Source organism: Azomonas agilis (assembly GCF_007830255.1).
GTDB classification, from domain to species: Bacteria; Pseudomonadota; Gammaproteobacteria; order Pseudomonadales; family Pseudomonadaceae; genus Azomonas; species Azomonas agilis.
Genome location: NZ_VLKG01000011.1, coordinates 32255 through 53006 on the forward strand (window position 1 = coordinate 32255; position 20752 = coordinate 53006).

18 protein-coding genes are annotated in these 20752 nt (G+C 51.7%); 7 read left to right on the plus strand and 11 right to left on the minus strand.

Annotated elements, in window-relative coordinates; genetic code table 11:
• Positions 1–3 precede the first annotated feature (3 nt).
• Together LX59_RS13025 and LX59_RS13030 are read right to left on the minus strand one after the other, a co-directional pair.
• Complete coding sequence (locus LX59_RS13025; RefSeq protein WP_144572495.1) at positions 4–1146, minus strand: DUF4214 domain-containing protein; 1143 nt, start codon at positions 1144–1146, stop codon at positions 4–6.
• A gap of 37 nt (positions 1147–1183) precedes the next feature.
• The gene (locus LX59_RS13030; RefSeq protein WP_144572496.1) at positions 1184–2128 is read right to left on the minus strand and encodes a hypothetical protein; all 945 of its coding nucleotides are present in this window, start codon (positions 2126–2128) and stop codon (positions 1184–1186) included.
• Positions 2129–2381: 253 nt separating this feature from the next.
• Here LX59_RS13030 and LX59_RS13035 point away from each other — a divergent pair, with 253 nt between their 5' ends.
• Positions 2382–3611, plus strand: coding sequence for a glycosyltransferase (locus LX59_RS13035; protein ID WP_144572498.1), 1230 nt, complete (start codon positions 2382–2384; stop codon positions 3609–3611).
• On the opposite strand, the gene LX59_RS13040 is transcribed toward LX59_RS13035, so the two are convergent.
• Complete coding sequence (locus tag LX59_RS13040) at positions 3608–4732, minus strand: glycosyltransferase family 4 protein (protein ID WP_144572500.1); 1125 nt, start codon at positions 4730–4732, stop codon at positions 3608–3610. The two genes, LX59_RS13035 and LX59_RS13040, sit on opposite strands and share 4 nt — an antisense overlap.
• Positions 4733–4834: 102 nt before the next feature.
• Between LX59_RS13040 and mutM the strand changes: the two genes are divergently transcribed.
• From mutM to LX59_RS13055, 3 genes are all read left to right on the plus strand, one after another.
• The gene (gene mutM, locus LX59_RS13045) at positions 4835–5647 is read left to right on the plus strand and encodes a bifunctional DNA-formamidopyrimidine glycosylase/DNA-(apurinic or apyrimidinic site) lyase (RefSeq protein ID WP_144572509.1); all 813 of its coding nucleotides are present in this window, start codon (positions 4835–4837) and stop codon (positions 5645–5647) included.
• A gap of 66 nt (positions 5648–5713) precedes the next feature.
• Complete coding sequence (locus LX59_RS13050) at positions 5714–6043, plus strand: multidrug transporter (protein WP_144572514.1); 330 nt, start codon at positions 5714–5716, stop codon at positions 6041–6043.
• A gap of 29 nt (positions 6044–6072) precedes the next feature.
• Positions 6073–7917 carry a Na/Pi cotransporter family protein gene (locus tag LX59_RS13055; protein WP_170234378.1) on the plus strand — a complete coding sequence of 615 codons (1845 nt, stop codon included), beginning with the start codon at positions 6073–6075 and terminating at the stop codon, positions 7915–7917.
• Positions 7918–7969: 52 nt separating this feature from the next.
• Here LX59_RS13055 and LX59_RS13060 read toward each other — a convergent pair whose 3' ends face one another.
• Both LX59_RS13060 and coaD read right to left on the minus strand, forming a co-directional pair.
• Positions 7970–8224, minus strand: coding sequence for a YfhL family 4Fe-4S dicluster ferredoxin (locus tag LX59_RS13060; RefSeq protein WP_144572516.1), 255 nt, complete (start codon positions 8222–8224; stop codon positions 7970–7972).
• A gap of 92 nt (positions 8225–8316) precedes the next feature.
• Positions 8317–8796: a pantetheine-phosphate adenylyltransferase gene (coaD, locus tag LX59_RS13065; protein WP_144572518.1), complete on the minus strand. Its 480-nt coding sequence runs from the start codon at positions 8794–8796 to the stop codon at positions 8317–8319.
• A 185-nt stretch (positions 8797–8981) separates the two neighbouring features.
• Between coaD and erpA the strand changes: the two genes are divergently transcribed.
• Positions 8982–9332: an iron-sulfur cluster insertion protein ErpA gene (gene erpA, locus LX59_RS13070; protein WP_144572520.1), complete on the plus strand. Its 351-nt coding sequence runs from the start codon at positions 8982–8984 to the stop codon at positions 9330–9332.
• Between the two features lie 18 nt (positions 9333–9350).
• Here erpA and LX59_RS13075 read toward each other — a convergent pair whose 3' ends face one another.
• Positions 9351–10727 (minus strand): GTPase/DUF3482 domain-containing protein, encoded by a 1377-nt coding sequence (locus LX59_RS13075; RefSeq protein WP_144572522.1) that lies wholly within the window; start codon positions 10725–10727, stop codon positions 9351–9353.
• Positions 10714–12120 carry a DUF2868 domain-containing protein gene (locus LX59_RS13080; protein WP_144572524.1) on the minus strand — a complete coding sequence of 469 codons (1407 nt, stop codon included), beginning with the start codon at positions 12118–12120 and terminating at the stop codon, positions 10714–10716. The genes LX59_RS13075 and LX59_RS13080 overlap by 14 nt, the downstream gene beginning before the upstream one ends.
• 139 nt (positions 12121–12259) lie before the next feature.
• Between LX59_RS13080 and LX59_RS13085 the strand changes: the two genes are divergently transcribed.
• Entirely contained in the window at positions 12260–12796 is a 537-nt protein-coding gene (locus LX59_RS13085; protein WP_144572526.1) for a dihydrofolate reductase, read from the plus strand.
• Positions 12797–12846: 50 nt separating this feature from the next.
• Here LX59_RS13085 and ilvD read toward each other — a convergent pair whose 3' ends face one another.
• The 4 genes from ilvD to LX59_RS13105 all read right to left on the minus strand — a co-directional run bounded on the left by ilvD (position 12847) and on the right by LX59_RS13105 (position 18648).
• Positions 12847–14685: a dihydroxy-acid dehydratase gene (gene ilvD, locus LX59_RS13090; RefSeq protein WP_144572528.1), complete on the minus strand. Its 1839-nt coding sequence runs from the start codon at positions 14683–14685 to the stop codon at positions 12847–12849.
• Between the two features lie 159 nt (positions 14686–14844).
• Positions 14845–16845, minus strand: a complete 2001-nt coding sequence (locus LX59_RS13095; RefSeq protein ID WP_144572530.1) for a hemopexin repeat-containing protein — start codon at positions 16843–16845, stop codon at positions 14845–14847.
• A gap of 54 nt (positions 16846–16899) precedes the next feature.
• Positions 16900–18096, minus strand: a complete 1197-nt coding sequence (locus LX59_RS13100; RefSeq protein WP_144572532.1) for a class I SAM-dependent rRNA methyltransferase — start codon at positions 18094–18096, stop codon at positions 16900–16902.
• Between the two features lie 90 nt (positions 18097–18186).
• Complete coding sequence (locus tag LX59_RS13105; RefSeq protein WP_144572533.1) at positions 18187–18648, minus strand: DUF4124 domain-containing protein; 462 nt, start codon at positions 18646–18648, stop codon at positions 18187–18189.
• A gap of 380 nt (positions 18649–19028) precedes the next feature.
• Between LX59_RS13105 and LX59_RS13110 the strand changes: the two genes are divergently transcribed.
• The gene (locus tag LX59_RS13110; RefSeq protein ID WP_144572535.1) at positions 19029–20750 is read left to right on the plus strand and encodes an acetolactate synthase 3 large subunit; all 1722 of its coding nucleotides are present in this window, start codon (positions 19029–19031) and stop codon (positions 20748–20750) included.
• The last annotated feature ends 2 nt before the right edge of the window (positions 20751–20752 follow it).

The following is a 20752-nucleotide window of genomic DNA, read 5'->3' on the forward strand; positions in this document are numbered from 1 at the left end:
GAATCAGGAAGCTTGCTCGTCATCACCCAAGATGATGATTTGGGCAATACCCGTTTCATCCACTGGGTTAGCCATAGCCAACTCAACGAAGTTAACCACCAACTCAGCACGATCAGCGCCAGCCTCTAACTGATCAAACCAGAAGGCTTTACCTTCGCTATCTAGGCGAGCTTCACGACCCAACAGGTTCTCATACAACAAATCAACAAAGTCATCATTGTTGATGTTAGAACCGTTCAGAGTGCTGAACTCACTAGAAGCTAAGAAGCCATTAGCGATATCAGTCAGAGAAACATTATCGTGGTCTAACTGATCCAACCAGAAGTCGGCACCTTCAGAATCCGCTGCGCGATCCAGCAGAGCTTCGTACAGGTACAGAGCAACAGCATCTTCGTGAGTTTCAGCGAAGGAGATAACAGTATCCTCTTGGCCAGGCTCACCGGTGAAGATGAATTGTTCAGCGTTACGTACGATAGATTCGGTGCCATCAGTACGAGTAGCAACCCAAGCTCCGTCCCGCTCAACCAGCAGCTCACCATCTGTCAGGACGTAGTTGCTGACCAGACCCAATTGAATGACGTCGAAGTTAGCACCCGCGTCAATGGTGTCATTTCCGCTGGAAGTCAGGATGGTGTCATTTCCAGACCCCGTAGAGACAACGTCATCACCGGCACCACCGCTAACAGAATCATTACCACCTGAAGTTACGATGGTATCGTTGCCTGCACCACCATCAACAGTAGTGTTGTGGTCGCCCAATACAACCAAGCTGTCATTACCTTCACCACCGATGATCACGCGATCAACAGTGTTGAACACGGCATTAACATTGCCATTACCTGTAAATACATAAACTGGCGTGTCAGCAAAGACACCACCTCCAGTCGAAGCTGAATTGAAGTCCAGGGTCTGTCCGGTAAGGGTGTTAAAGAACGCAGCCTGAGCACTAGAGCTACCCTCAGGCAGGGTAATTTCCAGCGCACCATCTTCGCCTACTGTAATCACAGCAACACTGAGGCTGCTGCTTGTATCAGTATTCAGCAAATCTTCTATTGCAGCTAAAGTAGCGGTAGAGATGTAGCCATTTGCCGCAAGCGCAGCAACTACATCTGAAGTTGGAATGGGTTGATCGTAATTCAAAGCCATCGGAGCTTCTCCTAATGAGTAAACTTACTAATTAATTTCATGTGCGGAATACCGCAGCATTGGAGGTATCCCAAGGGGAAGCAGGAGGAGAAACCTGGGCAGCCTTGGAGTTAACACTCAGATAAATCGCCACTAAGGGTTCTGTTCCGGTAGGGCCGGACAGTTCCTGATCAGGGATAATTGTTTGTGGAGCCTGTCCCGCAAAAACCACTTGCCCTGATAATTCATAATCGTCTGCTTTTGAACCACTCAGTACAAAAGCAATAGAAGTCAGTGGTTTAGCCTGTTGCCGAGAGCCAACAAACTGTCCATCCAAACCAATGGAAGGGTCACTGGTTTTACTGGTACGGCACAGATAGGCAATGCTTACCTCTTCAGGTTGTTTCGCCCATGCAATAGCAAAGCCCTCTATGCGTAATTTGCTATCAGGAGCCCCCAACCAAGCATCTTCAACAACGACATCACCGCGTGTCGAAATATGCCCTAAGAGTTTCAGGGACTGCACAGCTTGGCTTTTCGCAGGAGATGCCGTCTTTGAAAGAGTAGACAGCAAAGCACTTGAAATAGCCCCTGCCGCATCGGTTGGTGCGTCTGGTGCTGATGGGGTTTCCACCGCTTTAGCAGCGGTAGGCAAAGACTTGCGAACTACACCCTGTTTATTCGCAACTTGCTCAATTTGTAAACGCAAACGACCATGAGCTGCCGCATCTAGCTGATATTCCGTAATCAAGAGGCTGGCAGGTCCACCCTTCACGCGGACAATAACAACATCGCTCGCTTTAGCCAAAGTATTACGCGTTACACCTTCACCTGGGAAAAAATCTATCACTCCTTTTCCAGCAGGAGCTGGGTGTAAGCTCAAGCAACCTGTAATTTTTTTTTCAGATGTACTTTCTGCAGTCAGGCGCAGGATGTACATCCCAACGTCAAGCAAAGTAAGTTGTGATGAAACTTTTAAGGATGGTGCATTCATTTCATTCATGTCTCAGCGATTCAGCTAGCTTGGTTCAGCATACAACTGAACCCGACAATACGGATCGCAAGATGAACGTAAATCGTGCGTCCGTGCAAAGCTATCTTTTACTATTTGATAGCTATAACCTCAAACATCATCCCAACTTGAAGGAATTTAGCGTTTGAGCTTACGCTTGTCCAGCCTTCGTTGAGCCTCTCCCCCCTAAACTGAATGGAACTCTAGTATAGTCTAATGGAATTTTTAATCTTTTGAGTATGACATGAACATACTATTCGTACATCAAAATTTTCCAGGGCAATTCAAACATTTGGCTCCCTTCTATCAAGCATTAGGCCATCAGGTTAGAGGCATAAAACAAGTTTCTCTACATTCTGGCGAGCAAACTCTTTGTACTACACAAGAATATAAACCCAGTCGAGGAAATACTCCGGGAATACATCCTTTAGCTCAAGAATTTGAAACAAAAATTATTCGTGCTGAAGCCTGTGCCAATGCCGCTAAAGAGCTTAAAAAATCCGGCTTTGAGCCTGATATCATTTTTGCTCATCCTGGTTGGGGAGAGGCACTATTACTCAAAACTATTTTCCCTAAAGCTAAACTAATTTGTCATATGGAGTATTTCTATCAAGCTCAAGGACAAGACCTTAATTTCGATCCAGAGTTCCCCGATACTACATTTGATGATCAAGCCCGCTTGTTAAGTAAAAATGCCAATTTGCTATTAGCTATGGAGGCTATGGATCAAGGAGTTAGTCCCACCGCTTGGCAGGCCTCCACACTTCCTGTCTGGGCACAGGCAAAAACCTGCATTATTCACGAAGGAATTAACACTCAAATATGTTGCCCTAATCCTTCCGCGAAAATAACACTTCCTGATCGCCAAGTAAGTATTCGTCCTGGTGATGAAGTTTTGACCTTTGTAGCCCGCAATTTAGAGCCTGTTCGTGGCTATCACATATTCATGCGCGCTTTGCCAGAAATCATGGCTCGTCGCCCTAACCTCAAGGTGTTTATTGTTGGGGGTCATGATGTCAGCTACGGTCGCCGTCCCACAGAAGGCTCATACCATCAGCGCTATCTTACCGAAGTGAGTGATCGTTTAGATCCTAAGAGAATCTTTTTTTTAGGCAAGGTTTCGTATGAGGCTTTTTTATACTTGATGCAAATTACCCGCTGCCATGTGTACTTGACTTACCCCTTTGTTCTGTCTTGGTCGATGTTGGAGGCCATGAGTGCAGGGGCTGTGGTAGTAGGCTCCAGCACTCCACCAGTGCTGGATATTATTGAAGAAGGTAGAACTGGCCTATTGGTCGACTTTTTTGATGTATCGGGTTTAGCTGAACGAGTGTGCGAAGTATTGGCTAACCCCGAGCAGTTTCAAACCATACGAATGCAGGCACGCCAAAGCATCATTGAGCGTTTTGATTTAAACAAAGTTTGCCTACCGGCTTATCAACAATTATTGGAGCGCGTGGTTTCAAAAAACTAACTGCATGCCCCTTTATTTAAAATATTCTGATACAAATTAACGGTATCTTGGCACATACGCGAGGCCGTGAACTGCTGCTCAAAACGCTGAGCCGCATTTTGCCCCATGCGTTGTGCCTCTACAGGATGATCCCAAAGATAGGTTAGGGCTTGGCGCAGTGCCGATACATCTTCCGGATTAATAACAAGCCCCGTCTCGTTATTTTGGTTGATAAAGCTTGTCCCCGTGCCAATTTCGCAGGAAATCATGGGCTTTCCATAGAGCGCCGCCTCTAACAAGGATATTCCAAAGGCTTCTGAGCGCAGAGGAGAGGGAAAGACAAAGGCGTAGCACAACTGTAACAAACAGCCTTTGTCCTCATCATCTAAACGCCCTAAAAAATGCACTTGGGTCAGATGTAAGCGCTGTGCTTGCGCTTTAAGCGCTTGTTCTTCTGGCCCACTGCCCACAATAAAGACAGGGTAAGGTAGCCCTTGTAGGGCCTCCAACAGTACATGCAAGCCTTTGTAATAACGCAGAACGCCCACAAATAGAAAAAATTTTGGCCCTACATTAGCTCGCCAATAGGCCAATCGCTCCTCAGAAGGGTCAGGGTAAGCCGCTCGATCTAAACCAAAGGGGATAACGCTGACCTTATCTCGATAAGCGGACAATACGGGACTGGTTTCCAAATACTGGGGCGATGACACCACAATACCTTGCATATCGGCTAAAAAATGTTGCATCAGGGGTCGATACAAGCGCAGTAATCCCGACTGGCGCACAATATCGGAATGATAGGTCACAACTGAGGGTCGGCCATGACGGGTCGCAAAGTGCACCAAATCCATCATTGGCCAAGGGAAGTGAAAATGTACTAAATCCGCTTGGGCTACTCGCTCCCGGAATAGCTGAAATACTTGTCGAGAAAATCCCGTTGAGGCGAGATAAAAATCCTGTTTAGCCCGCCAAACATCATGGTCGGCAACCTGAATACCCGAAGGATGAGGATTTGGACTTAGGGTAACTACCTCTGCCATCACACCTAAAGCACGGCTTCCTTGGCATAATTGAAAGATGACCTGCTCAATACCGCCTGTGGTATCGGGCAGGTAGGTTTTAAAAAAGTGCACCACGCGCATACTGTAGCCCTATATCCTTTATCCCTGTCTTCATTCAGCTTCGCATATCCCTTTGAATGCTAAAACCTTTTATACACCTGCCCCGTCTGGAGCCTTACTGATATGCCTGAACTTCCTGAGGTAGAAACCACACGACGGGGCATTGCACCTCATATTCAAGGGCGATTGATCACTGAGCTGATCGTGCGAAACTCTCAATTACGCTGGCCCGTCCCCTTCGATTTGGCGCAGCGAGTTCAAGGGCAACGAGTAAAGGAGGTGACGCGCCGTGCTAAGTATCTATTTCTGCATTTGGACTCTGGCAGCATCATCATTCACCTTGGTATGTCTGGCAGCTTGTCCTTGGTACAGGACACTGAGCCTGCGGGTAAACACGATCACCTAGAGCTGCACTTTGAGCAGGATATTCGACTGCGCTATACCGATCCACGCCGCTTTGGGTGTTGGTTGTGGACTGAAGATACCCGTCAACATCCTTTGCTGGCGCATTTGGGGCCGGAGCCCTTAGAAGCTGAATTCAATGCCGAATATTTATATCAAAAAGCTCGAAAACGCCGACAAGCGGTCAAACCCTTTATCATGGATAACAGCGTGGTGGTGGGCGTGGGCAATATCTACGCCACCGAAGCTCTGTTTCTCAGCGGTATAGATCCTCGTCGGCCCGCTCACAGCTTATCGGAACGAGAATGTCAGGATTTGGTGGGGCATATCCGACAAGTGCTCGCTCAAGCCATTGAGCAAGGTGGTACAACATTACGGGACTTTATCGGGGGTGACGGGCGACCTGGTTACTTTCAACAGCAGTTACAGGTTTATGGACGCTCAGGCCAAACCTGTCCTCGTTGCCACGGCCTATTAACTCAAGTTCGTCTAGGACAGCGTACAAGCGTCTACTGCCCAGAGTGTCAGCATTAATGAATCTAGCCTGATATAGTGCGGATATTCAGGAGCCTTTGTGTTTAGCTATGTAGGAGTTTGATCATGATTCTGTCACGCGTTCTTAGCTCGGCGCTCCTTGTAGCCTTAATAAGTACTTCGGCGTTGGCAGAAAACATCAGCGGTGATCCTGTGTATCAAAGCGATACGCCCGCTGGCTACTCCATGTTGGGCGATTTACTGATCGCCCGTCCTTTATTAATCGGGGCTACGCTGATCGGCTCAGTAGCTTTTGTGGTGTCTTTACCCTTCTCCTTAGCCAGCGGCAGTGTTAACGAAACCGCCGAATCCTTAGTATTTGATCCGGGCCGTGAGGCTTTTGTGCGCTGCTTAGGCTGTACTAAAGCGGGGTACAAGGTTCAAGAGCGCGATTAAACTCCCCCTTTCTGCTGATAAGAATTATTGTGAATTTTGTACCACTCATTAAAGGTTTGTTGATTACCCTAGGTATTGGAGTTTTGGGTTGGTCGTTCTGGCTTAGTCCCAGTTGGCTTCAGTTGTGTGCAGGATTAGCCCTGTTTCTCTTCGGAATGCAGTGCTTAGAGGAAGGCTTACACCAGTTAGCCGGTAGCCGTTTGGAAGCACTGCTGAGTAAAAGTACAGATACGCCCTTTAAAAGCTTAGTATTTGGCGCTGTTGGTACGACATTATTGCAATCTTCCACGCTGGTTTCCCTACTCACCATTGCCTTTATCAGCACTGGATTGATTCAACTAGCAGCGGGGATTGCCATTATTTTTGGCGCAAATCTAGGGGCCACAACCGGCATTTGGTTATTGGCCGCCGCAGGACAGAATTTTAGCCTCTCCCCCTTGGCTTTACCCTTGTTGGTGACTGGGGTTTTAAGCAGCTTTTTCAGCCCACAGCTTAAAGCGGCAGGGCGTATTCTGTTGGGTATAGCCTTTATTTTTCTTGGCATCGACCAAATCAAAACTGGATTCAGCAGCCTAGATCAAGGCTTGAGCACGCCTGTAGGAGCCTTTTCTGGGCTCTTGGGGCAAGCGGTATTCGTGGGAATAGGAACCCTAGCTACCCTGATTCTGCAATCCAGCCACGCTTCCTTAATGCTGACGCTGACGGCCTTAGCTACCGGCCAAATCGAGTTATGGCAGGGTTTTGCCATTGCCGTGGGAGCCAATATAGGCAGCAGCCTGAGTACCGCCATTGTCGGCATTTTAAATGGTAACCGCAGTGGCCAACGGCTGGCCTTAGCCCATGCGGTATTCAACTTAACCACCTCCTGTATTGTGTTTTTCCTGCTGCCTTTTTGTGGCCCTTGGATCACAGGTTTAGCCGGTCTGATCGGGGCGCAAGAAAACCGATTGATTCAATTGGCTCTGTTCCAAACCTTATTTAACCTGTTTGGAGTACTCCTATTCTGGCCCTTGCAACAGCAACTGGCTCGACAGTTAGTCCGCTGGTTACCGGATAAGCAAGAGCCTTCGGTGCTGATTGCCAGTTTATCGGCAGACTGCTCCACCGATCAGCCTGTGCGCGCTCGCTACCTCAACGAAGCTGCATTGGCCTCTCCTGAAACAGCGGCCTGCGCTGTAATGCAAGAGCTGCGTCACCTAGAACGCTTGAGTTTGGAAGTCATCTGCCATGCCCTGTACCAACCTGTATCTCAGCTTCAGGCCAGCAGCCTAGATGAGCATTTGCTACAACGCCGACCCGACCCCAGAGAGTTGGATGCCGAGCATCTCTACCGCTGTTATATCAAAGGGGTGTATGCCGATATTCTGGATTTTATGAGCCACCTAGACACTCCGATGAACGCCAACCAGCGCCAATTTTGGCGAGACAGTCAAAGGGTGGCGCTGCAACTGGTGGAGGCGGTTAAAGATGCTAAACACTTGCAAAAGAATTTAGGGCGTTTTTTACGGGATGAAGGATCGCGCACCCAAGTACATTACTTAGCATTACGTCGCCAACTGCTGCAATCCTTACGCTATATACGCGAAGTCAGCCTATTAGACACCAGTGATCCGCATTGGAACCAACAGCTTCAGCACCTGAAGGAGCAGGCGGAGCAATACGATCAGCAATTCCGCCAACACTTATTTGTGGAAGTTCGAGCACGACAATTGGACAGTTTGCACGCCAGCTCTCTACTGAATGACCTAGGTTATGTGTCCCACATTACTCAGGGTCTATATCAGGTTTTACTACTCAGCAAACAGCGCCCTTTTGATGTGGATGGCGACCATTCAGTGCTAGGACGGGATGACTTACCCAACAAAACCTCTTAACTGCGGTAAAGCCCCCAAGGACAGGGGGCATCTCCAGTCTATGAGCATCGCTTTAGGCTTTATGTCCTACCAATCCTTGGTACTTTTGCAGCAGTTGCTCCTGAGTTTCCGGGCGGCTGTCATCCAAGATGATGCAGTCTACGGGACACACTTGCTGGCATTGCGGCTCATGGTAATGCCCAACGCATTCGGTACACAGGCTAGGGTCTATGACGTAAATTTCCTCACCCTGACTAATAGCTTCGTTGGGGCATTCAGGCTCACAGACATCACAGTTAATGCAGTCATCAGTAATTTTTAAAGCCATTGCGGCACTCTCCAGACGTGGCAAGCCACGACACAGCTAACAAGTGGCCAAATTGTGCCGTATTGCTGCTTGGGATGCACTCTGAGCCCGACTTAGGGCTTAAAGCGCTCCTTAAGGGCTTGCTCCACCACAGGATGCACAAACTTACTGACATCCCCTCCCAAGGTAGCGATCTCACGCACCAAGGTTGAGGAAATGTAAGAATATCTTTCTGAAGGAGTTAAAAATAAACTTTCCACTTCAGGAGCGAGCTGCCGGTTCATGTTGGCTAGCTGAAACTCATACTCAAAATCTGAAACGGCCCTTAAACCGCGCAGCAAGGCATTGGCTTTTTGTTCCCGTGCAAAAACGGCCAACAAATTACTAAAGCCCATAACTTCCACATTGGGTAAGTGCTGGCTGACCTCGCGTACCAATTCAACTCGTTGTTCTAATGAGAATAAAGGGTTCTTTTTCGGGCTGGCGGCTACGGCTACAACCACCTGATCGAACAAGCGAGCGGCCCGTTCAATCAAGTCACCATGCCCCTTAGTGATAGGATCAAAGGTTCCCGGATACAAGATTCGGTTCATCTGGCCGCCTTGGCATGTGCATGAAAGTGCGGATGGTAACGACTCAAGACCGATAGCGCAAAGACATGAAGCTAAGTTAAATCCTTTGTCTAGGGAATATGAGCCCCCGTAAAAGGATCAGAGGCTTGCGCTAAATATGCTGTAATAGGAAAAGTCGTTACCTGCCTTTTGTTCAGGAGAGCTTTATGAGCGTTGAAATGTTCACCCCCAGTCCGATTCAAGTCACTCAAAACGCGGTCAATAAAGTTAAGACGCTGGTGGCTGAAGAAGGCAACCCTCGTTTGAAACTGCGTATTTTCATCACTGGCGGCGGTTGCTCCGGTTTTCAGTACGGTTTCTCCTTCGACGAAGATAGCACTGAAGATGACACCCTTGTAGAGCGCGATGGTGCCACCTTTATCGTTGATCCTATGAGTTTTCAATACCTGAATGGCGCCGAGGTGGATTACCAAGAGGGTTTGGAAGGGTCACGTTTTGTCATTCGCAACCCTAATGCGGCTACCACCTGCGGTTGTGGTCAGTCCTTCTCAATCTAAGTATTGAACGCGGGCAGCTCAGTTACCGATTTGTCCCAAATTCTGCGCTAGGGCATCAACACACTCTAAGCGTTCCGTTTGATCAAGACGGGTAGCTGAGTTGAGCGAAGACCATTCTGGGCGGGCACGGGCCTTAGTCAATGCTTTGGGTAAACGTCCCTCCCGCCAGAGTTGATCTTCAGGGCTTTCCAGTTGGATGGAAGTTTGGGCCGCATGTCCTCGACTGGCCAGAGCTCCGAGTAATAAACGCTGGCGCACAGCCAAAAGGCGCAGAACTGAGTCATCTAAAGTGAGTTCGCGTTGCCCTTTAATCCGGCCCAACAGGCGATTGCCATAGTGACGAGCGGTTTGTGCTCCACCACCCGCCAGAGCACCCAATAAAGCTGCCGTCCCCAGAGTCACACCCCCTACCAGTAAATCCACACTGGCTCCGGCGGCTGCTCCGGCGGCTATCCCCCCTCCCAAACGGATGCCTAGCTGCTTGATGGTTTCCGGATTGAATAAATCCTCATTCCAACGTCCATCCAGCAAGGGTAATTCAGCGGCGGCGGCATCTTGGGGACGGAAGGCGTATAGACGTAATAGTGCCTCGACACAACGCTGTTCCCGTTTGCGTACTTCATCGTGCAGTTGCTCAATGGCTACTTGCTCCACATCTTCACGCAGCTCTACGCTGCGCCGACAAGCGGCCACATCAATCAAGAGTTCAGCGATAAGGCGCGCTCCGGCCTGCATACGGGCCTGAGCTTGGGCTTCGTGGTCTGCGATCAAGCGCTCCAGATCAGAGCGGGCACGCTCTAACAGCAGGGCCAAGCTTTCGTACAGACGGCGTTCACCGTCTTGAGGCGGGGCAACGGTGTCAAAGCGTACTAAAGCGTGTAATCCTAGACGGGCTAAGGCATCTCGCCAGTCGGTTTCGCGGGTAACGGGGTAGCTGACAAAATTCAATACGGGTAACAGGGGCTTACCACAATCGGCCAGCACTGCCAACTCATCCCGATATTTAGCTAATACCGGCTCGCGGGCATCAATGATGTATAAACCCGCGTCGCAGGCCAGCAACTGGCGCAATACCTTGGCCTCTTGCTCAAAACGATGCCGGGCCTCGCGAGTGGCTAAAAAACGATCAATACGGGTAGGGCCGTCAATACGTTCTCTTGGCTGCTCTAGGCTTTCCAGATAGTCCAGCAGCGCAATAGCATCTTCTAGGCCGGGTGTATCATAAAGCTCCAATAAGGCTTTACCATCCACCGATAACCGCGCACCCTCCACATGGCGGGTGGTACTGGGTCGGTGAGATACTTCGCCAAAGCCGATATCACGGGTTAAAGTACGCAAGAGTGAGGTTTTCCCCACATTGGTATGCCCGACAACAGCCAACTTAATCATGCCCATGCTCCAGCCAATTCAGCGGACTGTTACTGGCGTAGGGAATCCCTAAACGCTCCAGTGCCTCATTCCAATCGTTGACACGCTCCCGATCTAAAACTTCCCCCGCCGGTGCAGGCAATAGCCACAGACGGGTTTGGGCCGCACAGTGGGAAAGCTCGGTAATTAAATTTAGGGTGCCTCGATCTGGGGAACGACGCGGATCACAGGCTACTACTAATCGAGCGGGCGGCGTTTGAGTCATGGTTTCCAGTAGCTGACGGCGCTGAGCACGGTCGTCCAAAACTCCGGCATCGGCAATAGTCTCTGGCAAGGACTCAGGTGGCCAAGGTAAGCGGTCATCCAGCTCAATCCCCACTAAAATGGCCCCAGCGCCACTGATGGGACGATTGCCCGTTCCCGGCGTTGGAAGCTGGGCGGGGGCTGGGTCATTTACGCCCAAGCGTTCGCTGGTCGGTTGTAAGCGATCGGCTAACAAGCGATAGGCGGGCAGGGATAAATTCAGTTGAATGCGCCGCCGTCCACAGCGCCAACGGCTGTAACAGAAAATCCCAAGCAGTAGACGGGGCAGCACCCCGTACACAATCAGCATCCCTGTCAGCCAACTGGCCCATACCTGACGGCTAAACTCTAAATCGCTATTTACCACACCACTGAGGCGAATTTGCTCCAAACTCGGTACTTGGAACCCAAACAGGGAAGGTAAGGCTCCCAAAGCTTGGGTTAGAAAGACAAAGGTATCCTCACTGAGGATGGTGGTTTCCCAGATAAAGCCATAACGACGCGTCGCCAGCAGAATCAACAACGTCAACAACGCACTGCCCAGTGCGATCAGCCATAAGCTATGAGTAGCGGTTCCTAACAGCCAACGGGTCAGATTATTTTGGCGCAGCAAAGACAACAAAGCCCGCATCAATAAAGTAGCGCGATCGTCTCGTGCTAAACGGGCGGCTAACCAGAGCCAAAAGCGCCCCAGTAGTCCGCCGGTACTTTTTTTAAAACGACGGTTTAGGGCCAAACCCAATAACCAAATCATCAAAGCCAGCAGATTCAATCCGAGCAAACTGCCCAAAGCCCAAAATACGTTCACCGGCTGATGGCTGTCGCCTAAGGCAGCAATGCCTAGCCCTATGCCAGTAAAGAGCGCCAAAAGAGCCAAAAAAATTCCAGTCAATCGAATGCTCTGTCGCCAGTTGTTTAGGCTGTCTAATAAGGCATCTCGTCGTGCCAACCACAGGGCACGGTGTTGGATCATACTGGGCAAGTCTTTAGCCTGTCGCGCTTGACGGTTCGCCTCGGCATCCTCAAGAGGGCCTGCGTATTCTTCGCGCAGACGAATGGCTTCTGTCACCCAAAGGCGATCCAGTTTGTTTAGCGAGGGTAAGGAGTGAGAGGTCACACGCTTTCTCAATAACAGTTACAGGGTTGAACAAATCACCACAGAGCTATGGCGGGCCGGTCGTTTTACGTTTTATGGCATGTGACGGACAATAATAGATAACCACTGTTAAAGGCTATCCAAGAAAATGCCGCTATCTATGTCTTCTGCATCCTGCCCTCAGACTACGCCCATTTCCCTTGCCATGATTGTTGCGGTAGCAAAGAACGGAGTCATCGGCCAAGACAACCGTTTACCTTGGCATCTTCCGCAAGATCTTCAGTATTTTAAGGCGCGCACCCTAGGTAAACCCATCATTATGGGGCGTAAGACTTGGGAGTCTCTAAAACGGCCCTTACCCGGTCGTTTAAATCTGGTGGTCAGTCGTCAACCACAGTGGCAGGCCGAGGGCGCTGAAGTGTTTCCTGATCTGTCTGCAGCCTTAGAGCGCGGCCAAATTTGGGCACAACAACAGCAGGTGTCCGAAGTTATGGTCATCGGCGGCAGCGAAGTCTTTGCCCAAGCGCTGCCTTGGATTCAACGCCTATACCTAACCCGCGTGAACCTAAATCCTGAAGGGGATGCGCACTTTCCTGACTGGCAGTCCCCAGCATGGCATCAAATCGCTTCAGAAGCGCATCCAGCACAGGCCGAAGCACCGGCTTATACCTTTGAGGTGTGGGAACGTCAGGCATAAGCCAATTCCATGCAGCGGATTAACTCTTTTGAGCTAATCCGCTGCGATCACTAGCCTTCCAGCAAGGCTTTATTGCGCACTGCGCCCTTATCCGCGCTGGTGGCCAGCAAGGCATAGGCTTTGAGCGCCGTAGTTACTTTACGTGCACGGGGTTGGGCCGGTTTCCAGCCTTTGGCATCCTGAGCGCTCCGACGGGCGGCTAATGCCTCATCGCTGACCAGCAGGTTGATGCTGCGCTTGGGGATGTCGATCAGGATTTTGTCGCCATCCTGTACCAAACCAATAGCACCACCGGCGGCGGCTTCCGGCGAAGCATGTCCGATGGACAGCCCCGAAGTACCACCGGAAAAACGGCCATCGGTGAGCAGGGCGCAGGCTTTACCTAAGCCTTTGGATTTCAGGTAGCTGGTGGGGTAAAGCATTTCCTGCATACCGGGGCCGCCTTTAGGGCCTTCGTAGCGAATGATCACCACATCACCGGCTTTAACTTCGTCGGCCAAAATGCCTTTTACAGCCGCGTCTTGGCTTTCGAAGACTTTGGCGCTGCCTTCAAACACCAAAATGGACTCATCTACTCCGGCCGTTTTCACCACGCAGCCATCGAGAGCGATGTTGCCGTACAGCACGGCCAAGCCGCCCTCCTTGGAGAAGGCATGTTCCAGATTGCGGATACAGCCTTCAGCGCGATCCAAATCCAGAGTGCCCCAACGCTCGCTTTGGCTGAAGGCCTCTTGAGTCGGGATTCCAGCAGGGCCGGCTTTGAAGAAGGTATGTACGGCGGCATCGCTGTTAGTGATGACATCCCACTGAGCCAAGGCTTGAGCCAAGCTGGGGCTATGCACGGTGGCCACATCGGTATGCAGCAGACCGGCGCGGCTCAGTTCAGCCAGAATGCCGATGATGCCGCCGGCACGGTGTACGTCTTCAATGTGGTACTTGGGCGTGTTGGGCGCGACCTTGCACAGTTGTGGCACTTTACGGGACAGCGCATCAATATCGCGCAGATCGAAGTCGACCTCCGCTTCTTGAGCCGCGGCCAAGAGGTGCAAAATGGTGTTGGTAGAACCGCCCATGGCGATGTCCAGCGTCATGGCGTTTTCAAAGGCATGGCGCGAAGCAATGGAGCGCGGCAGAACGGATTCATCGCCCTCTTGGTAGTAGCGGCGGCACAGCTCAACGATGGTACGACCGGCTTCAAGGAACAGCTCTTTGCGGTCGGCATGGGTAGCTACCACGGTGCCGTTACCGGGCAAGGACAGGCCCAAGGCTTCGGTTAGGCAGTTCATCGAGTTAGCGGTGAACATACCGGAGCAGGAACCACAGGTGGGGCAGGCGCTGCGCTCGTATTCGGCCACTTTTTCGTCGGAGGCGGAGCTGTCGGCGGCAATCACCATGGCATCCACCAGATCCAAACCGTGCTCAGACAGCTTGGTTTTACCCGCTTCCATCGGCCCGCCGGATACAAACACCACAGGGATGTTCAGGCGCAAAGAGGCCATCAGCATTCCGGGGGTGATCTTGTCGCAGTTGGAGATGCAGACAATAGCGTCCGCGCAGTGGGCGTTGACCATGTACTCCACCGAATCGGCGATGATCTCGCGCGAGGGCAAGGAATACAGCATACCGTCATGGCCCATGGCGATGCCGTCGTCCACCGCGATGGTATTGAACTCCTTGGCTACACCGCCGGCTTTTTCGATCTCACGGGCGACCAGTTGGCCCAGATCCTTCAGATGCACATGGCCGGGCACAAACTGGGTGAAGGAATTGGCTACGGCGATGATGGGCTTTTTGAAGTCTTCATCCTTCATGCCCGTGGCGCGCCACAGGGAGCGGGCTCCCGCCATATTGCGGCCAAAGGTGGAGGTTTTTGAGCGGTAATCGGGCATGGGAAATTCCTGCGGCTAATCGGGAGTCGTGAGCAGAGGGTTCCGACTTGATTGAAGTAAGTTCGCCCCTCTGTTCTTGTTGGGCTTGAGAAGATTTTGGCACACCGGTTAAATTTTACGCGCCCACTCCTGCCTACGCCAAGCCGCTTGGGATCAGGCTCAGTCCACGCGAAACTCCAAGGCATCGGCAAAGGGAAAACCGCCACTGCCCTCATGGAGAAAGCGCAGCTCTACCTCAGCGGCTACGGCTCCCACAGGCACTTGGCCTTGTACCCGACGCATATGCCATTGGCCATTGCGCTCAGAGGAGGACAAGGGCGCACTCCCCCCAAAACTCTGGTTAAAGTTCTGAATCCCTGTCCAGCTTGAATTATTGACGGCCCGAGGCACGCGATTATCCGCTTCATGGCGTTTCAGACTGAAGCGTATGTATTCGTGGCCGTTGAACAGATAGGCCGTCTCCGAATCCCGACGCACGGCAGCATCAATCCCTAAGGGCCAGACAGCCAATCCGGGCCAGGTTAAATCCGAAATCTCCAAGGGATAATCCGCCGCCGCTCGACCCGCCTTCAAGTCATAACGGATGAATTGGCTGCCCTGAAAGAAATAAATTTCCTGCTCACTAACCGCTAAGGCTGCGTCCAAATCCCGTGCCCCGCGTCGAAACCGCTCCAATCCCGGCCAAGCGGCGGCGATGGATTGCGGATAACCGGAGTCCGCCTTATTAGACTCCAAGTCGTAACGCAGAAACTGACTGCCCTTAAAAAAATACGCTTTGCCATTACCGGCATTAAAGGCCGCTTCGATATCCCGTGCGCCCCCTTGAAACCGCGCCAAATCCGGCCATTGTTCAGCAATCAGGCGCGGATAACCGCTGCTGACTCGATCCGTTTGGTAGTCAAAACGCTCCACCCGATCACCGCGTAAAAAATAACAGGCTCCATCCACACCTTGCACTGCCGCACGGGGGAATGGGCCTCGAAACCGCACATGAAGTTGCACATCATGTTTGCTGTACGCCGAAGCCCCCAACTGAGCCTGCAACTGAAAGTTACGGCCTGCGGCTTCGGGCGGTAGGGGAATCACCTGAGTCAGGGAGCCGGTTCCCAAACCGACAAAAATGTTCCTACCACGAGCAGGCAAAGCAGAACGAACACCCGCAGACATCACCGTCTGCCGTCCACCTTTGTGCCACCCGGGAATGTCGGGATCGTAATTAGGATCAGTGTAGGCTGAACCGTATTCAGCATCAGGATTGGCTAACAGATTAACCCCGGTCTGGAAAGCATAGGCTTGGGGCTGATAAGGTTTACCGTCCAAATCCAAACCCTGAGTTTGTAGCCCCAAATGGGCCAAAATCGTGGGCACAATATCCACTTGCCGCAAAGCCAAGGGAATGAAGGCCTTGGACTGCGCAGCAATGCCATCACCCGCCATAATCAGGGGAACGCGCCGATGCTCGGGTCGATTTTCGCCGTGTTGTGTACCTGAGCCACCATGATCGGTAACTACCATAATCAACCAGCGCTCCTTAGCACGGTTGGGGCGAGCGTTAATGGCGGCTAATAGCTGGCCTAGAGCAGCATCGGCTTTTAAGAGTTGATCGCGGTATTGGGGAATAGTGGCGTTAAAGCCAAAACGATGACCGGCTTCATCCAGGTTATAGAAGTAGGTGGACAGCACGTCTAAATCGTCACGCTGCTGCAACCACTGAGCCGCCTGATTCATCAGGCCAGCATCATCTTCAGGGGGGCCGCTGTAGCTTAAATCCGCTTCCGGCTGAAATTTTTTATATAAAGGCCCCCAGTTGTAGGCATAGGCCGTCATTAACTGAGGATTTTGGCGCTTAATCAGGGTCAGCAGATGGGGCGCGTACACAAAATTTCGCCCCCCGAACTCATTATCCACTACCCCATGTTTGTCGCGCTCCACGCCTGTGAGCAGCGTAGCCCAGCCTGGCCCGCTGAGGGAAATATCGGGAGCCAAACTCTGAGTGGAATAAATGCCTTGCCGAGCTAAGGCCATTAAGTTGGGCGGCGCTAGGGCGTTTAGGGCATCGACTTTAAGCCCATCAATTCCAAACAGCAGCACTTTGTTTGCACCGGCTTGAGTCATAGAACTCAAGCACAGCAATACAAGCAAAACCAATAAGCGAGCCAAGGCAAGGTTCCTCAATTGAATAGAAGACAGCCTGCCTTGTGCCCAGTCATCGGCTTAACTGGAGGGCAAAATGCGACAGGTCAAACTTTTAATGTAGCGGGTTTCCGCAATGGCGGGATGCACGGGATGATCCGGGCCTTGGCCACCGCGCTCTAAAATCTGGATATTGCGATCCAGATGACGCGCACTGCTGAGCAAAATGCCTTGTAGGTCGTCTTCGGGTAAGTGCATAGAGCAAGAGGCACTGACCAAGATGCCATCGCGGGTCAGCAAACGCATGGCTTGTTCGTTCAAACGACGATAGGCCGCTTCACCGTTCCTTAGATCCTTTTTGCGTTTAATAAAGGCAGGCGGATCGGCGATGACGATATCAAAGCGTTCTTCGGCATTTTTCAGCGCTTTTAGTGCCTCGAACACGTCTCCTTCGAGGCAGGTTACTTTTTCGTCCACCTGATTTAAGGCGGCATTACGCTCCACACCGTCCAAAGCTAAGGTTGATGCGTCCACACAAACTACATCGGAGGCACCAAATACCGCCGCTTGAATCCCCCAGCCACCGATGTAGCTGAATAAATCCAGTACCCGTTTACCCTGTACATAGGGTTGCAGACGGGCACGGTTTAAGCGGTGATCGTAAAACCAGCCGGTCTTTTGGCCCGCGATGATAGGGGCCTCAAATTTAATGCCGTTTTCCTCTAACGCCACCCAGTCCGGCACAACACCGAAGGCGGTTTCCACATAAGAGGGCAGCGCTTCGGCCTCACGGGCAGAGGAGTCGTTCTTTAGCAAAATACCTTTGGGCTGCACCACTTGGACTAAGGCTTCGATCAGTTCTGTTTTATGACGCTCCATCGCCGCCGAAGCCAATTGCACCACCAAAATATCGCTAAAACGGTCAATCACCAGACCGGGCAATAAATCGGCTTCGCCGAACACTAAGCGGTAGCAATCGGTGTTAAACAGGGTTTCCCGCAAAGATAAAGCGACGTTTAATCGGTGTACCAGCAGCGATTTAGTCAAAGGATGCTGCACATCTCGTGACAGTAAACGCGCACAGATCAAATTATTCGGACTCAGAGCCACCACGCCCAAGGACTTGCCGCTGCTGTTTTCCAGCACCGCTTGATCGCCCGCTTGGAATGCAGTTAAGGGCGTGTTTTCGGTATCCACTTCATTGCTGTACACCCACAAGTGACCGGCGCGCAAACGGCGATCGGCATTGGCTTTAAGACGCAAACTGGGCAAAGACATGAAGAGACTCCCGATAAATGGTGCGGGATTATAAGTCAAAGATCCGTGGTACTTTGCGATTTCCACTGACCAAATCCCTCTCCTTAACACTTACAAACAGTGTTCGGAAATTCTCTGCTCCGTATCCTTAATCATCTTTTGGCGCTCTTCTTCAGGTAAGCGTTTGACCTGCCCGGTTGGGTCTTCCAGCTTAATTCGTGGATTGTTGTTTAACTGCGCTAACCGCGTCCTCAACTTGGTACAAACCTCCTCGCGCTTTGCTTCTTGCTCGGCGACCTGCTGTTGTACCTGTCGATCAATCCCTTGTTGCTTAGGATCTTTGACAACGGGAGCCTCAGGCTTTGGAGTAGCAGATACAGGCGTGTCTCCAGAAAGCATGGGCGCTATGGCAGAATCTACTAAGTTGGCCGCCTGTCCTGCTGGGGGTTGTGCCGCAAAATGGGTAACGCCCTTGGCATCCACCCAAGTGTAGACCTGAGTAGCTTGGGCCCCCACCTGACCTAAGCCCCATATGGCCAGCACCGTGCCCAGCACGCGAAAAAAATGGAACATCGCCACCTCCTTTTCATCCCAACGGTTTTGCAGTGTAAAACACACCCCTCTAGGACACTGAATCCTGCCAGATTCCCAGCACAGACTTGACTTGATTTGACAGAAGTCGAACAATTTATAACTTGCTGGCCAATAGCTGTGCTTGGTGAATTTGATCCGGCAAGGCATCAGGCGTCACCCACGCCGCTTAGTCTACCCGCAACGCGTTACCTCGCGCTTTGGGTGGGATGTCCCGCAACCACTTGGGGTAGTCCCGATACTCGCTCAGTCAGTAGCTGACGTAGTCGGCGACCACCGTCGCTCATGCTCTGCCTAGCAGTTCAACCTATCCGTGCTGTTGTTGTGCACTACAGCCAACTGGCGTTTCTGAGGTGAATAACGTGGAACTTCTATCCGGCGCTGAAATGGTCGTTCGCTTCTTACGCGACGAAGGCGTTAAATACATTTACGGGTATCCTGGCGGTGCCCTGCTGAATATTTACGATGCTCTGTTCAAAGAAAAGGCCATCACCCACATTCTGGTGCGCCACGAGCAGGCTGCGACCCACATGGCGGACGGCTATGCCCGCGCTACCGGTAAACCCGGCGTAGTGCTGGTGACTTCCGGCCCCGGTGCGACCAATGCGGTGACGGGCATTGCTACCGCCTATATGGACTCTATTCCCATGGTGATCATCTCCGGCCAAGTGCCGAGCACCATGGTGGGCACCGATGCCTTCCAAGAAACGGACATGATCGGGGTTTCACGTCCCATTGTGAAGCACAGCTTCATGGTCAAAACCCCGACCGAAATCCCTGAAATTCTGAAAAAAGCTTTCTATCTGGCCCAATCTGGTCGCCCCGGCCCGGTAGTAGTGGATATTCCTAAGGACATGACTAACCTTGGGGAGAAGTACGAATACGTCTACCCGAAAAAGGTCAAACTGCGCTCTTACAGCCCTGCTACTCGCGGCCATGCTGGTCAAATTCGTAAAGCGGCTGAAATGCTGCTGGCCGCTAAACGCCCGATTGTGTATTCCGGCGGTGGGGTTATTTTAGGCGGTGCTTCTGCACAGCTAACCGAACTGGCTAAAACCCTGAATTTACCCGTAACCAACACCCTGATGGGCTTGGGCGCTTATCCGGGCAGTGATCGTCAGTTCTTGGGCATGCCCGGCATGCACGGCAGCTACACCGCCAACCTGACCATGCACCACGCTGATGTGATTTTGGCCGTGGGCGCGCGTTTTGATGATCGGGTGGTCAATGGCCCGGCCAAATTCTGTCCCAACGCTAAAGTCATCCACATTGACATTGATCCGGCCTCAATTTCCAAAACCATCAAAGCGGATGTGCCCATCGTGGGCCCAGTGGACAGCGTTTTAACTGAGATGCTGAGCATTCTCAAAGAGCTAGGCGCTAAACCCAATGAGGCCCTCAGCGCTTGGTGGAAGCAGATCGACGAATGGCGCGGTGATCGCATCCTGTTCCCCTATGATCGGGGCGATGGTTCCATCATCAAGCCGCAAACTGTGATCGAAACCCTGTACGAAGTCACTAAAGGCGATGCCTACATTGCTTCGGACGTGGGCCAGCACCAGATGTTTGCCGCTCAGTATTACAAGTTCGACAAGCCTAACCGCTGGCTGAACTCCGGTGGTCTGGGCACCATGGGCTTTGGCTTCCCCGCTGCTATGGGCGTGAAGCTGAACTTCCCCGATGCCACCGTAGCCTGCGTCACCGGCGAAGGCAGTATCCAGATGAACATTCAAGAAATGTCCACCTGCCTGCAATACGATCTGCCGGTCAAAATCATCAGCCTCAACAACGGGGCTTTAGGCATGGTGCGTCAGTGGCAGGACATGGTCTACAACAGCCGCTACTCCCATTCCTACATGGAATCCTTACCCGACTTCGTGAAATTGGCCGAAGCCTACGGTCATGTGGGTCTGCGCGTGCGCGAACTCAAAGACCTGAAGCCGGTGATGGAAGAAGCCTTCGCCCTGAAAGATCGTTTGGTATTCCTCGACATTGCCGTAGATCCGAGCGAACACGTTTACCCCATGCAGATTCGAGATGGTGCCATGCGTGATATGTGGCTGAGCAAGACGGAGCGTACCTGAGC

Bases quoted from the DNA above. Each gene is read 5' to 3' on its own strand.
- LX59_RS13025 (WP_144572495.1), bottom strand. From the start codon at position 1,146: ATGGCTTTGAATTACGATCAACCCATTCCAACTTCAGATGTAGTTGCT.
- LX59_RS13030 (WP_144572496.1), bottom strand. From the start codon at position 2,128: ATGAATGAAATGAATGCACCATCCTTAAAAGTTTCATCACAACTTACT.
- LX59_RS13035 (WP_144572498.1), top strand. From the start codon at position 2,382: ATGAACATACTATTCGTACATCAAAATTTTCCAGGGCAATTCAAACAT.
- LX59_RS13040 (WP_144572500.1), bottom strand. From the start codon at position 4,732: ATGCGCGTGGTGCACTTTTTTAAAACCTACCTGCCCGATACCACAGGC.
- mutM (WP_144572509.1), top strand. From the start codon at position 4,835: ATGCCTGAACTTCCTGAGGTAGAAACCACACGACGGGGCATTGCACCT.
- LX59_RS13050 (WP_144572514.1), top strand. From the start codon at position 5,714: ATGATTCTGTCACGCGTTCTTAGCTCGGCGCTCCTTGTAGCCTTAATA.
- LX59_RS13060 (WP_144572516.1), bottom strand. From the start codon at position 8,224: ATGGCTTTAAAAATTACTGATGACTGCATTAACTGTGATGTCTGTGAG.
- coaD (WP_144572518.1), bottom strand. From the start codon at position 8,796: ATGAACCGAATCTTGTATCCGGGAACCTTTGATCCTATCACTAAGGGG.
- erpA (WP_144572520.1), top strand. From the start codon at position 8,982: ATGAGCGTTGAAATGTTCACCCCCAGTCCGATTCAAGTCACTCAAAAC.
- LX59_RS13075 (WP_144572522.1), bottom strand. From the start codon at position 10,727: ATGGGCATGATTAAGTTGGCTGTTGTCGGGCATACCAATGTGGGGAAA.
- LX59_RS13085 (WP_144572526.1), top strand. From the start codon at position 12,260: ATGTCTTCTGCATCCTGCCCTCAGACTACGCCCATTTCCCTTGCCATG.
- ilvD (WP_144572528.1), bottom strand. From the start codon at position 14,685: ATGCCCGATTACCGCTCAAAAACCTCCACCTTTGGCCGCAATATGGCG.
- LX59_RS13100 (WP_144572532.1), bottom strand. From the start codon at position 18,096: ATGTCTTTGCCCAGTTTGCGTCTTAAAGCCAATGCCGATCGCCGTTTG.
- LX59_RS13105 (WP_144572533.1), bottom strand. From the start codon at position 18,648: ATGTTCCATTTTTTTCGCGTGCTGGGCACGGTGCTGGCCATATGGGGC.